The organism is Snodgrassella sp. B3088 (genome assembly GCF_026535815.1).
In the GTDB taxonomy this organism is placed as follows: Bacteria; Pseudomonadota; Gammaproteobacteria; order Burkholderiales; family Neisseriaceae; genus Snodgrassella; species Snodgrassella alvi_E.
In genome coordinates, this window is record NZ_JAFNPG010000009.1 from 295285 (window position 1) to 309191 (window position 13907).

Genomic DNA, 13907 nt, shown 5'->3' on the forward strand with positions numbered 1-13907 from the left:
GACCAGACTTTACTATTCATAATAATTTTCTTACAAATCATATTATTAGATGGAACTAATACTCTCAACTGAAATGCAAGGCCTGTTGTTCTGCTTATCGCTACTACTAGCAAAGCTGATTGCAACAAGCCGCTGGAATTTAGTGGCCGAATACAGAGCTGATTCGATATTTTATGCCTATCTGACTGTTAAAATATTTATATTGCGCTAATGTGCTGCACCTATGCAATGATATCGGACTTGTATACAACATAAACAGTTCTAATCTATACAAAATCAGAGTAAACAAAGTGGCCGCTGGCCGCTAACAAATTGGCTACAGGGGATAAGCTGAAATGAGTGAAAACAGCCTGAAAAAATGTGTACCTATCGAAATTCCTGATGATAATCCGTTTCAGAACGATGTACTGAACAGAAAAGACAATATTGAAATTCTCACCAAGTTTATCACCAGCTTTGAACAATCAATTGTGCTGTGTATTGATGGCGGCTGGGGGCAAGGCAAAACCACTTTTATCAGGATGTGGGAAAAATATTTGCATCAGCAATCTATTCCGACTATTTATTTCAATGCATGGGAAAGTGATTATACTGATGATGCACTAATTGCTTTGATTGGGGAGATTAATCTGGCAGCCGAAAAACTGGCCATACAGGATAAAAATGAAGCTGAAAAATCCATCAAGAAAATTTATGGATTTGCAGCAAATTTTCTCAAAGCTACGGCACCAACTCTGGCCAATCTTGGTATTAAAGCGGTATCAAGCGGATTAACAAATAGCGATGAGTTAACCAAAACACTGAGCAGCCTAAGTGAGTCGCTGGTACAAGAACACATTAGACAGTATAAACAATCGCGCAACACCCTAGGTAATTTCAAAGAAGCCCTCAGCGAACTCGCCCGTTCTTATGCGAATGGAAACAAGGATACACCATTGGTCATCTTTATTGATGAGCTGGATCGCTGCCGCCCCAATTTTGCAATTGAAGTACTGGAAAATGCCAAACATTTGTTTAATGTGGACAATATTATTTTTGTACTGGCCACAGATAAAAGCCAGCTAGCGCATTCCATTCGGGCGGTATATGGGCAAGGACTGGATGTAAATGGCTATCTGCGCCGGTTTATTGATTTTGATTATTTATTACCAATACCAAATAAAAATAAATTTATTAATACTTTACTGGAAAAATTATCACTCAACAACATTGTAGATGTAATATTTTACAGTGGCGTTACAATAAGAGTATTTATTTGGGATTTTATTTATTTATATCAATTAACATTAAGAGAAATAGAAGCATTTTGTAATATTTTGAATATCGTAGCAAGATCTCATAATCGTTTTCGTACAAATGAACTTATTCTAGTCTTCTTTTTCATTATTATAAAAATAAAAGTTCCAGATATTTATAAAACTTATAATAATCTAGATAGTGAAGATAATGATAATATGATTATTTTTATAAATAATGTCTTAGAAAATATCGATTCAAATTATACTTTGGTAGATAAAAACCGTTTGAATTTTTTTGAGTATTTAGGATGCTTACTTTTGAGCATTTTTAGTTCTGACTCAGTAGAAATACTCACATCAACCATAACTGATTACTTGAAAAAATTTAACCTTGATAAGGAAAAAATAAAAATTATACATAATTGTTTACGTAAAAGTAAAACCGAAGAAATTGGTATTTCCACTTTGCAAGAAATTAAAAAAGCAATTGAAATTTCAACGAATTTCAGCTTTTGAACTTATTCTTGATAAAATTTCATTTTAAGAATTAGAAATTCAACATTGTGTAGCGTCTGCAAGGCTCTAAAGATGTACAAAATAAGGACCTGTTTAGACTCAGCCTAAAAGCCGATTGTATTTGTATCTTTGAGTGAAGACTCCATCATTGCTGCAGCGACCAACCTACCCCGCTGCCAGCACCGGTATCCGATATTGGATTAATACTTTCCATTTATTAATAAAATAATCAGCCGCCTATTTGGCGGCTGGATATATTACTTGGTGGCTTTGCGTTTTGAATAATCAATGGCTTTATAGTAATCTGAGCCGCTATTACCTTCCGGATGTTTTTTCACTCTGGCAAGGCAATCGTTAATTACTGATTCATCATACATACGATAATCTTTATCAGTCAAACCACCATTCATTGCTTTCTTTTTCATTTTTTTAGCGATGTTGATTAATTCCTGTCTCGTCATCAATCCGGTGAGATTGTAAATTCTGTTTCGAGCAATCTCGTTTTCGAGCCCGTTTCTTTTAATCATAGTAAATTGTTGTAGATTTTTATTGAGCAGATACTCATCAGGTGTGCCTTTTAAAAAAGCTTTTTCAATTTCAGTACCCACTACTCTATCAGCATCTGCCAGCGATCTCTGCCCTCTGTAAGCCATATTATATTGATTATAGGTGGTTGATAAAACCGTTTCCAAGGTTATGCATTGTGCAGGCAAGTCCTCGATGTTAGAGGAATCATAGCTATATCCTTTAGCAAATACGCCCGAACACAGCCCAAATAATAATGCAGAAGCTAAAATGAATTTTTTCATAAGTGAATATTCCTAATTTATATGAGTGGATTAAGCCATACTTTCTTTATACAGCCTGCAATATATGCTTCGCAATTATAAAATTTCAGAACTTTTGCCCTGATTTAACCCATCGCATAAATTTAATCCAACAGCCAAAATTAATATATAAACAATTTTGCTACTGTTTATAATTATCTCTGTTATAACAACCAAAAGTGTCTAATATTTGTTCAATTTATACATCAAAACTTATAACAAACCAGTCTTCTAATATGTTCTGTATCATTTTCCGAATAAAGGCACCTTACCGCTATTTGTTTGCAGAATTGGTCTAAATGATAAAGGGTTGCTTCAGCATAACAAAACAGAGATTTTTTCTAACATTGCGCCCAGAAATATATTTAGCATAAAAGAAGTTGTATCAATCTGAATTTGGTTTTAAACAAATTTAAAAAACTTAGCCGGAGTGTCCCACAATACGGCCTGTGCCAGTGTTTCATCTTGTAACAACATATTCAGCTGTGTAGTCAGATATTCAGGATTAATCTGCTGTTCATACTGAGTATGCGGCCAGTCACTACCCCACATCAGGCGCTCACGGCCAAGGTTGTCCACAAGCTTAGGTATAGTATCAGCTAAAAATTTATGACCCTCGTCCGCATGAGCACAGGTGCGGTATACCGCAGAGATTTTGCACCACACCAGCCCACTGTGCCCCCATTCTAATAGCTGCTGAAAACCGTAATCACGGCTATGATTACAATCTGATGGCCGGCCGAAATGGTCAATTACCACATTGATCTGCTTTCTAAGCAGTGGCACCAGAATGGAGCTGAGTTTGTTGCTGCGGCAATGCACTTCTACGTGCCAGCTAAGAGATTTGATTTTTTCGAGCAAATCTTGCCATGCAGCAGTATTCAGATCCGGCTGGGTGCCATCGATAACATTAAGACGAATGCCAACGATGCCGCTTCTGTCTAATGCTTCCAATTCGGGCAAACTGATATCTGGAGTAACACAGGCTACGCCTCTGAGCTTCGGGGCAGCCTGAGCTATCGCTTGCAGCATAAAGCTATTGTCACTACCCAGAAAACTTGGCTGGATTAATACACCATGGGTGCAGCCGAGCGCATCCAGATGCGCCAGATAAGCAGACAGTGGCGCATTCTGAGCCGGTGTATAGCGCCGGCCAGCCACCATCGGCAAATCCAGTGTAAATACATGTGCATGACTATCTATTCTGCCGATTGTTGGCTGAATCATTTTTTTACCTTATTTAATATACTACTTATCGGAAATCTGACCATCCTGATTGATCTGCTTTAAATCACGGCCTTTGGTTTCCGGCAGGAGCAATACACTGATAACTACAATTGAATAAGCCCAGCTGGCATCAATACCGATTGCGGAACCCAGTGACATAGATGCACTCATGTGACCAACCAGAAACGGAAAGATTGAGGAAAGTATGCGGCCAAAGTTATAACAAAAACCCACGCCGGCACCACGATACTGTTGCGGATAGAGTTCGTTAAACAATGCACCAAGGCTTGAAGGTATACCAGCGGCAAAAAAGCCTAGTGGAAAACCGAGAAACAGCATTTGGGTATTAGTCAATGGTACAAAAAGATAGATGCGGACGGTAATTACACAACAGATGGCAAAGCAAGCTACATTGAATCGGCGGCCGATTTTGTCGAGCAGTACCGAGCTAGCGATACAGCCACACCAGAATGCAACGATAATCACAGCCAAATAGCCACTTGAATTAAGTACCGAAAGATGGCGTTCTTCTTTAAGAAAGGTTGGCAGCCACGACATAATGGCATGATAGCCGCCATGTGCACCCAGTCCTAGTAAACCACCCAATACCGTGGTGCGAATAAGCTTGGGTGAAAAAATACCGAAGAGTGCATCAGCTAATGGTTGCCTTTCTTCGGTTTTTGATGTTTCGACTGTCTGCTTGACCGGTTCCTCTACATGCCGGCGAACATAAAATATAAGTAACGATGGCAATAGACCCACAGCAAACATAATGCGCCAAGCCATGCTTTCCGGTGCCAGACTGAATACAATGGAAAACAAGATTACGGATAATCCCCATCCCACAGCCCATGCACTTTGTACAATAGCCATTACCTTGCCACGATACTGACTGGAGATAGTTTCAGCCATCAGTACAGCTCCGGCAGCCCATTCTCCCCCAATACCAAAACCCTGCAGGGCTTTGAGTGCTAACAACCAATGGTAATCGGTTACAAATGCAGCCAGAAATGTAAAAAATGCAAACCATACAATCATGATTTGCAGTGTCCGGACGCGTCCATAGCGGTCGGAAAGTGCTCCAGCAAACCAACCGCCCAAAGCTGAGGTAACTAATGTCGCACTGCTGAGTAATCCGGCCTGCCCTTTGGTAATGGCAAAATAGGCAATTAATGAGGGAATCACCAATCCGAACATCTGATTTTCGAGTGCATCAAGTGCCCAGCCACTGAAACACGCCCAAAAAGTTTTTCTCTCATTTCTTGATACATTTTTATACCACATAAACATGATGGTTCTCTTTCTTTGTCTAGTTTTGAGAATATATCGTTTTGATTAATTTCTTACAGATTAAAGTTTTTTTTAAAACTTTATGCCTTTAATTTACTCTTAACAGCATTTTTAGCCAATAAAAAAGCTTTGTTTATTTGAACTAAAACAAATAGGCAGAATGATTTTTTCGAATCTTTAAAACTCAGTAACTTATTAATCAACTCTTTTCTTACCGTATAGGTTCATCGAAGTTTATTGATTAAATCAGGCTGAGTATCATTCAGATACTATGCAGCGCCTTAAATACGAGCAACGGCAGGTCTAATTCGTGAAGCTGTATTTGTAAATTATGGTTAGGAATAAGCAATTTCATTTAATTTTAATGAAGATATTTCATTTGTTGCAATCTATTTGCGTACATATTTTTATATATCGTTAAAAATTGCGCATATATCGATATATTTGACATAAAATTCTAATTCAAATCATTAATTTAATATTTAATAATATTCACTGTGGCTTTGCTTTCTTCTGGCACTGTTGACTGCCGCTGGAGAATGGTGAAATTTAAATGATATTGCAATAAATCAGGATTGATACCTGTATGTTGTTTCCAAATCTAAGGCAACATTTTTTATTGCGGCCGGAATAGCTAGCCGGATGATATCCGGCAGATTGTTCCTCCTGTCTGGTTGCTGTTCTCCCACAGTTTGTGTTTTCAATTTTTACATTATATTTATTAAATTAAACATTAAAATATTAATACTTAAAATAAGTTTTGTCAAAATAAATGATTTAAAAAAGGGATTTAATTAGTTTTGCTTGAATATAATTCTATAAAATATAATTTCGTAAATTATATATTTATAATATATATTTAGTATTATCAGTTTAAAATACCTTATTAATAATTTTATTATGAATAATCAGAAATATAAAATCTGGATAAATGGTTTGAACTTTGACACAAACATTTAATAAATACTTTCAAGGTAGGTATTAATAATCAATTGCTAATGCAAATTAGAAAATATTTTGAAATTTAATAGAAAGAGTTAAACCTAAACCAGACAAAATTTTCTTTAAAGTTATTTATTTTACTTGTGAATATGATTTAGCTTCTTCCAACAATTAATATCATCTTCAATTCATAAAATTTCTATGTTGGATAAGTGAAGAAAATAATTTTTCTAAGTACGGATAGAGTGGTAAAAAACGGGATATAAAACACATTAGTCGTATTGATATAGGCGTAATTTGTTTTGTATTTAAATGTAACATTAACCTAACGATAGATGTCATTTGTAGACAAAAAATTTTGGGTTATGCCATTATTTATGGACTTTAAAATAATCCAAATAATGTTGGGCAAAGACATTGTAATGGATAATATCCATGTAATGCAGTGAACTCAAACACCTTTTTTACGGCAACCGATTCCCTCTGGCCAGCGGCTATTTTGAGTATTGATACGGTAATGCGTTATTTTCTGGTGTATACACGCTTGATAAACATGATAACTATTTTTTAGATACAAAAAATGGAACGGCTATTTTGGTCAATCGCACAGCTAAACAACAAAATTTTTACACTAAAAATTCAGCGAAGAAAAAAACACCATTAGCACCGGTGCGGTGAGGTTAACAATAAAGCCGAAGCTGATGGCCAATGGTACAGCGCTGATTCCACCGGAAGCCTGTATCGCGGGCAAGGTAAAATCAAGGCTGGTGGCGCCGCCGATGCTGACGGCTGCAGTAGGATAGCGTCGCATCAGAAGAGGAATAAACAGCAGGGCAAAGAATTCGCGTGCCAGATCATTGAACATGGCAATGCTGCCCCACACGGCTCCATAGGATTTACTCATAATAATGCTGGAAAGCGAATACCAGCCATATCCACTACTCAGTGCCAGCCCTTTGCTAATGGATACGTTTGGCATCAACAGTGCAAACAGCAGACCGCCAAGCAGACTGGCCAGTGTGAACAAAACGGCACAAATCACACCACGGCGATTCAGAAATACTTGTCGCAAGGTAATACCGCAACTACGCAACTGCATTCCCACCAGCAGCAATAGAATAATCAGTGCCTTGTTGACAGCAGCCTGCGGATTGCCTAACCAGCTAAAAGAAAAAAAGTGGCCGGCGGTCAACCCGAGCAGCAGACAGGCTACCTGTTTTAAGCTACCCATAATGCTGATATCACCAGACTGGGTGGCGGTCTGCTGCCGTTGCAGATGCCACGGGTAACGGCGGTCAAACCAGATAAACAGCAGTAGATTGGTACTTATAAGGCAGACAAATAATACTGCTACGGTAAAGCTGATGACGGCCAGCTCGGCACCTAGATTGGGCACTTGTGCCAGTGACAGACCAATCAAAAATAAAATCAAATACACCAGCCATGAGAGTCCGATATTCAGCCAGCTAACGGCACGGGCAGGCACAGGAATACAAAATCCGGCAAACAGCGGAATCAAGATGATGAACAAAGTAAGCAGATTTTGCATAGTCGCGGTTAAGGTGCAGTTAAATGAGTAGCATGATATGGCTGCCAGACTAAATAAAATCAGCAGCACATTGACTGACAATGGCTGCTGCCGAATTCGTTTGGTTTAGCTTTACTGCTCTACGAATGCGCGCTCGATTACATAGTCACCGCGCTGCCCCATTTTCGGGGAAATGGATAGCCCGAAGCTATTGAGGGTGTCACAGCAATCTTTGAGCATTTCCGGACTGCCGCAAATCATAGCTCGGTCGTCGGCGGAATTGATCGGCGGTAAGCCAATGTCGGTGAAAAGTTTACCTGATTTCATTAAATCAGTTAAGCGTCCATGATGAATGTAGTCTTCACGTGATACCACCGGATAATAAATCAGTTTTTCGCGCACCATCTCACCCAGATATTCGTGATTAGGCAGTTCGGTGGTGAAGTGGTCGTAATAGGCCAAATCTTTCTGGTAGCGTACGCCGTGAATCAGGATAATTTTTTCAAACTGCTCGTAGATATCAGGGTCTTTGGTGACGCTGAGAAACGGTGCTAAACCGGTACCGGTAGAAAGCAAATACAGGTTTTTACCAGGATTGAGATCACCAGCAATCAATGTGCCAGTGGGCTTTTTGCTAACGAGCACTTCATCGCCCGGCTTCAGGTGTTGCAGGCGACTGGTTAATGGGCCATCCTGTACTTTAATACTGAAAAAAGCCAGCTCTTCTTCCCAATTGGCACTGGCAATACTGTAAGCACGCATTAGCGGTTTGCCATCCACCAGCAAACCAATCATGACAAACTGGCCATTCTGAAAACGCAGAGATTCGTCACGGGTACAGGTAAATGTGAAGTATGCATCTGTCCAGTGATGTACGGACAGGACTTTTTGAGTGTTGTAGGCTGCCATTAATAATCCATGATTAAGGAAAGCGGTATTTTTAGCGTAAACCGAAAATACGCCAGCCTGATGTCTGAATAAGCATTTTTGCTGTCGGCGCTGGCGTAAGGTGTGAATTTTAAGACAATTTGATGCGCGGTTCAATGGGTTTTAGAGTAATCACTTTAATCATTTCAGTTGACAGGAAACATTTAGCACAGGCTTCTGCCAATACAGCAACAGACTGCCAGTTTCCCGACAGCCTGTTGTGAATGATGAAATAATTTAGTCGAAATTACAGGCGGCCGTGGCACAATTTATATTTCAGGCCACTGCCACAGGGACAAGGGTCGTTACGGCGCACAATGATGCCGCGTGCTTCCATGGCTGTGGGGCTGTAATCCTCATCGTCGTCAGCACCGGCTGCAAACATCTGCGGCGGCAGTGTCTCTTCTTCTGCCGGCGCCTGTTCGAAACGCACGGAAATCAGCAATGAGGCTACGGTATTGCGTATGTTGCTCCACATGGCCTGAAACATTTCAAATGCTTCGCGTTTGTATTCTTGTTTGGGGTTTTTCTGGGCGTATCCGCGCAGATGAATCCCTTGCCGCAGGTAATCCATATCGGCCAGATGCTCGCGCCAGCGGTTGTCGATGATTTGCAGCATGATATCGCGTTCGAATCTACGCATGGTTTCAAGGCCAACCTGTTCGACTTTATAAGCATAATCCTTTTCAACCATGTCTAGCAGGCGCTCACAGATGCTTTCATTGTCGAGGCTATTGTCTTCTTTTAGCCAGTCGTTGATGGAAACTTCGATGTGGAAATCGCTGGCCAGTTTGTGCTCCAGTCCAGCAATATCCCATTGCTCTTCCATGCTATCGGGCGGGATAAAGCTGTCTACCGTTTCCACAATAGCATCGTGACGAATTTCCTGCATCAGACCGTCGATATCGTTGCTAGCCAGTATTTCAGCACGCTGATGGTAAATCACTTTACGCTGGTCGTTGGCGACGTCGTCGTACTCCAGTACTTGCTTACGCATGTCGAAATTACGGTTTTCCACTTTACGCTGGGCACCTTCAATCTGGCGGGTCAGCATACCGGCTTCTATGGCAACGCCACGTTCAGGCGCGAGGCGATTCAGAATGGCCGTGGCACGGTCTAGGGCAAACAGGCGTAGCAGCGGGTCTTCAAATGAAAGATAAAAACGGCTCGAACCGGCATCACCCTGACGGCCGGCGCGGCCACGCAACTGGTTGTCGATACGGCGGCTTTCATGGCGTTCAGTACCAATGATGTGCAACCCGCCTGCGGCTATTACAGCATCGTGATCGCGCTGCCATTGTTCCTGTAGTTTGGCAATTTTTTCTGCTTTGGCAGCTTCACTGAGACTCTCGTCGTCCTGAATGGCATCGATTTGCGGCTTGATGTTGCCGCCAAGTACGATATCGGTACCGCGGCCTGCCATGTTGGTGGCAACGGTAATCATGCCTGGGCGGCCGGCCTGTGCAATGATGTCGGCTTCGCGGGCATGCTCTTTGGCATTGAGCACATTGTGCTGCAAATGCTCTTTATCCAATAATGCGGAAACCAGCTCGGAGTTTTCGATACTGGTGGTACCGACCAGTATGGGCTGGCCTTTGGCGTGGCGTTCTTTGATATCAGCCACTACAGCTTCGAACTTCTCTTCGATGGAACGGTAAATCTGGTCGTTCAGGTCTTTACGTATCATCGGGCGATTTGGCGGGATGATGACGGTTTCAAGACCATAAATATTCTGGAATTCAAATGCTTCGGTATCGGCCGTACCGGTCATGCCGGCTAGTTTGTCGTACAGGCGGAAGAAATTCTGGAAAGTAATAGAAGCCAGTGTCTGGTTTTCTTTATTGATTTCCACACCTTCTTTGGCTTCTACTGCCTGATGAAGACCATCAGACCAGCGCCGGCCGGCCATCAGACGGCCGGTAAACTCGTCTACAATCACTACTTCACCATCCTGCACCACGTAATGCTGGTCGCGCTGGTATAAGGTATAGGCGCGCAAGGCAGCCATCAGATGGTGCATCAGCATGATGTTGGTAGTGGAGTAAAGGGAATCGCCCTCTTTTAACAATCCCATTTTGGTGAGAATCTGTTCGGCGTGCTCATGCCCCTGATCGCTGAGAATGACCTGTCTACCTTTTTCGTCTACCCAGTAATCGCCCTCGCCTTCTTCGGTCTTCTGGGCGATTAGTTGCGGCGGTATCTGGTTCATTACCTGATATAGAGTGACGTTATCATCGGCCTGACCGGAAATAATTAGTGGAGTACGTGCTTCGTCAATTAGGATGGAATCGACTTCGTCGACTACAGCGTATGAGAGCTCACGCTGTACTTTTTCGCTCAAGTCGCTGACCATATTGTCGCGGAGATAATCAAAGCCGTATTCGTTGTTGGTACCGTAGGTGATATCAGCCTGATAAGCGGCTTTTTTATCTTCATGGTCCATGTTGCTGATAATGATGCCAACAGACATGCCAAGGAATTCATACAGCGGACGCATGATGCCAGCGTCACGAGCGGCCAGATAATCGTTGACTGTAACGACGTGCACGCCTTTGCCAGCCAGAGCATTAAGATACACAGCTGTGGTGGCCACCAGTGTTTTACCTTCACCGGTGCGCATTTCGGCAATTTTGCCGTGATGCAGCACCATGCCGCCAATCAGCTGCACATCAAAGTGGCGCATGCCAAGTACGCGCCGGCTAGCCTCACGACATACGGCAAAGGCTTCTACCAGCAGGTGGTCCAGTTTTTCGCCATCGGCCAGACATTGTTTGAATTCAGCTGTTTTAGCCTGTAGTTCAGTATCACTAAGTGCCTGAATGGTTGGTTCAAGGGCATTGATTTTGGATACTTCTTTACGATATTGTTTCAAAAGCCGGTCGTTGCGGCTTCCGAGAATTTTTTTTGCCAGGTTCTTCAACATAAATCAATAGTCCGGCACCTAAAGGGCGCAGTAAAAAGTAAGCATGAAATAGGGAATTTTAACACAAGCCTCTGTGCTACTGTGCGGCTGATTGCATGCCTGTGTCAATTATGCGTAATATGTGACCAGCTGGCTAATACAGGCTGTGTTTTCTGCGGCTTAATATAATGGTGAATCCGCTTTTTCCAAGTTCTGCTGCTACAGAAATGAATCTATTATGTGTTATGGGGGGGCGCATGGCTTTGTTGTCGGCTGGTTTTTTATTTCAATTAAATGGCATATAAATTAAATTTTCTGCAACTAATAAAGAGAATATTTTAGATGTTAACATTTGATTCTTTGTTTATATTTGCGCCAATGAAATGGAAATATCGTAAACAAAATCTGAATGGCTCGCTGGTATGTTTTCAATTACATATGTACCGGATTTCCCGATAAGCTAAAATGAAATTTTGAAAAGCAGCATAATCGGGATATATTTTTATGAATATAAAATATTTTAATATATAATACAGTAAATGCTTGTTATAAACTTTTTTTTTGAATATTCCTCCTGATGCTGTAGTGGATTTTCATTAAAACGTAATAAATGTAAACCATGTTTTCAAGCTAGAGAAATTAAATTTAGAATTTGAATTTATATTTTCGAATAATATTTATTTGGCTAGAATTAATATTCCATTTAAATATCGAAGCAATGATTTCTAATGAGTAGTCGGAAATCTCTACAAATCCGAATTTGCGATACAGTTGACTGGCTTAAATATTTTTTTCACTCAGACGGCGTAAGGCAGCCGCCAGTTCGGGATGATGGGCTAAGGCCTGAGCAGAGCGTGACAATGCACTGCGCGCCTCTGGACCCAAACTAGCTTGTTTAACTACTTCAGGCTTTAAATCTGGTGGCTGTACTTTAACTTTTACTGATTCAACCGTGCCATCAATCAGTTGTAATTGTGGTAATAATGCCGGTAATACCATGCGTAATCGAGAAGCGGCCATGCTGTTATAGGCGATGACGACCAAACATCCATCGCGCACACAAGCTACATTAAAGTGCGGTCTCATGGTGGCAGGCAATTCTTGCTTGAGACAGTTTGTCAAACGTTGCCAGTGTGTAGACTGTGCCAACAACTGTTGAAGTTGCTTATTTTTTTGGCCAAAATGGTTCAGATTCATAGCAGTCACTGTCAAGATTGAATTGATTTCAAAGAGTTCATTGTAGATTCAATCATTTCCATACGTTTAACAACTTTTAAGTTCGCTGTCTCTAATGTATAGCCTTCATCTATCAGCTCTTTAATCAAAAGCATTTTTTTTATGTTGATATAATTATATCTTCTATTTTTTCCTTCACCATTTGTAAGGCTGGATACTATACCTTTGTCCTCCCAGTAACGGATTTGCCGTGTTGGAATTCCTGTTATCTGAGACACCTCACCAATACCCACAATAAGTGTTTCTAAAAATTTATCATCAAATGCCATATTACAACCTTATTTGGAATTTATTTGCAATGATTGTAAATAAATTGCAAAAATAAATTTATTCTGTAAAATAGTATACCTGTATAAAAATTAAATACCAAATTGCAATGTAATCAGCTGATTATCCTGTACTAACCGCTAATTTTCAGAGACATAATATGACAAAAGCAAATTTAACCACATTGAAATCAAAGACAGATGATGTAAAAAAATCTGCATTAGTTCTAATCGAATGCCAAAATGAATGGCTTCACCCAACAGGCCATTTATATCAGAGCTTTAAAGATAAAGATTTATTTGAAGATTCAATCAAAAATATTGAATCAGCTTTGGTCTATGCAAGACAGATTAAGATGCCAATTATTCACTGTGGTTTAAGATTTCAAAAGGGATATCCAGAATTAGCCAATGGAAAAACAGGCTTGAGATGTGCCATCAGTCACTATGGTACATTTCCTATTGACACTTTTAATTCACAATTTTATGAAACTTTAGCACCAATAAACGAAGAATTTATTGTAATGGGAAGAACTGGATCAAGTGGATTTGCTGGTTCCAATTTGGATGTTTATCTAAGAAATAATAATATAGAAACACTTTATTTAGTAGGATATGCTACTAATGTTTGTGTGGAATCAACTTTCCGTGAAGCTCAAGACAAAGGCTATCTTCCAGTCATTATTAGTGATGCAACTGGAACATTTGATAGAATTCAACAAGATCATATGCTGAAGTATACAGTTCCCCATTATGGTGAATCAATAACGACCGGCGAATTTGAGCGGCTATATGACTATAGCTAAATTTTTAATTTAAATTTAAAATAAATTCAATAGTTTATAGAACATCCTGTTTAGCTATCCTGATGATTGGGATAGCTAAATCACATTCTTCACATTTATTCTAAATATTAACTAACGGTATAAACAACTGGTAAAAGGTATTTTTAATTTATAATAAAATGTAGGATCCAAATTTATCGCTTTAGCTAAAAAAAAATCAGCA

10 protein-coding genes are annotated in these 13907 nt (G+C 40.3%); 2 read left to right on the top strand and 8 right to left on the bottom strand.

The window, feature by feature from the left end; all coding sequences use genetic code 11:
- Positions 1–335 precede the first annotated feature (335 nt).
- Positions 336–1754 (top strand): KAP family P-loop NTPase fold protein, encoded by a 1419-nt coding sequence (locus J3U75_RS08200; protein ID WP_267391454.1) that lies wholly within the window; start codon positions 336–338, stop codon positions 1752–1754.
- A gap of 257 nt (positions 1755–2011) precedes the next feature.
- Here J3U75_RS08200 and J3U75_RS08205 read toward each other — a convergent pair whose 3' ends face one another.
- From J3U75_RS08205 to J3U75_RS08240, 8 genes are all read right to left on the bottom strand, one after another.
- Entirely contained in the window at positions 2012–2563 is a 552-nt protein-coding gene (locus J3U75_RS08205) for a hypothetical protein (protein ID WP_267391455.1), read from the bottom strand.
- Positions 2564–2983: 420 nt separating this feature from the next.
- A complete protein-coding gene (locus J3U75_RS08210; protein WP_267391456.1) occupies positions 2984–3808 on the bottom strand; it encodes an amidohydrolase family protein in 825 nt (274 codons plus the stop codon).
- 21 nt (positions 3809–3829) lie between these two features.
- Positions 3830–5098 (bottom strand): MFS transporter, encoded by a 1269-nt coding sequence (locus tag J3U75_RS08215; protein ID WP_267391457.1) that lies wholly within the window; start codon positions 5096–5098, stop codon positions 3830–3832.
- 1573 nt (positions 5099–6671) lie between these two features.
- Positions 6672–7589: a lysine exporter LysO family protein gene (locus J3U75_RS08220; protein ID WP_267391458.1), complete on the bottom strand. Its 918-nt coding sequence runs from the start codon at positions 7587–7589 to the stop codon at positions 6672–6674.
- A gap of 111 nt (positions 7590–7700) precedes the next feature.
- Positions 7701–8477, bottom strand: coding sequence for a ferredoxin--NADP reductase (locus J3U75_RS08225; protein WP_267391459.1), 777 nt, complete (start codon positions 8475–8477; stop codon positions 7701–7703).
- 265 nt (positions 8478–8742) lie between these two features.
- The gene (gene secA / locus J3U75_RS08230) at positions 8743–11418 is read right to left on the bottom strand and encodes a preprotein translocase subunit SecA (protein ID WP_267391460.1); all 2676 of its coding nucleotides are present in this window, start codon (positions 11416–11418) and stop codon (positions 8743–8745) included.
- A gap of 759 nt (positions 11419–12177) precedes the next feature.
- Positions 12178–12594, bottom strand: a complete 417-nt coding sequence (locus tag J3U75_RS08235; protein ID WP_267391461.1) for a DciA family protein — start codon at positions 12592–12594, stop codon at positions 12178–12180.
- Between the two features lie 11 nt (positions 12595–12605).
- On the bottom strand, positions 12606–12902 hold the full coding sequence (locus tag J3U75_RS08240; RefSeq protein WP_267391462.1) for a MerR family transcriptional regulator: 297 nt from the start codon (positions 12900–12902) through the stop codon (positions 12606–12608).
- 158 nt (positions 12903–13060) lie between these two features.
- On the opposite strand from J3U75_RS08240, the gene J3U75_RS08245 reads away from it, so the two are divergent.
- Positions 13061–13705: a cysteine hydrolase gene (locus J3U75_RS08245; RefSeq protein ID WP_267391464.1), complete on the top strand. Its 645-nt coding sequence runs from the start codon at positions 13061–13063 to the stop codon at positions 13703–13705.
- The last annotated feature ends 202 nt before the right edge of the window (positions 13706–13907 follow it).

Bases quoted from the DNA above. Each gene is read 5' to 3' on its own strand.
- J3U75_RS08205 (WP_267391455.1), bottom strand. From the start codon at position 2,563: ATGAAAAAATTCATTTTAGCTTCTGCATTATTATTTGGGCTGTGTTCG.
- secA (WP_267391460.1), bottom strand. From the start codon at position 11,418: ATGTTGAAGAACCTGGCAAAAAAAATTCTCGGAAGCCGCAACGACCGG.
- J3U75_RS08200 (WP_267391454.1), top strand. From the start codon at position 336: ATGAGTGAAAACAGCCTGAAAAAATGTGTACCTATCGAAATTCCTGAT.
- J3U75_RS08240 (WP_267391462.1), bottom strand. From the start codon at position 12,902: ATGGCATTTGATGATAAATTTTTAGAAACACTTATTGTGGGTATTGGT.
- J3U75_RS08220 (WP_267391458.1), bottom strand. From the start codon at position 7,589: ATGCAAAATCTGCTTACTTTGTTCATCATCTTGATTCCGCTGTTTGCC.
- J3U75_RS08210 (WP_267391456.1), bottom strand. From the start codon at position 3,808: ATGATTCAGCCAACAATCGGCAGAATAGATAGTCATGCACATGTATTT.
- J3U75_RS08215 (WP_267391457.1), bottom strand. From the start codon at position 5,098: ATGTTTATGTGGTATAAAAATGTATCAAGAAATGAGAGAAAAACTTTT.
- J3U75_RS08235 (WP_267391461.1), bottom strand. From the start codon at position 12,594: ATGAATCTGAACCATTTTGGCCAAAAAAATAAGCAACTTCAACAGTTG.
- J3U75_RS08225 (WP_267391459.1), bottom strand. From the start codon at position 8,477: ATGGCAGCCTACAACACTCAAAAAGTCCTGTCCGTACATCACTGGACA.
- J3U75_RS08245 (WP_267391464.1), top strand. From the start codon at position 13,061: ATGACAAAAGCAAATTTAACCACATTGAAATCAAAGACAGATGATGTA.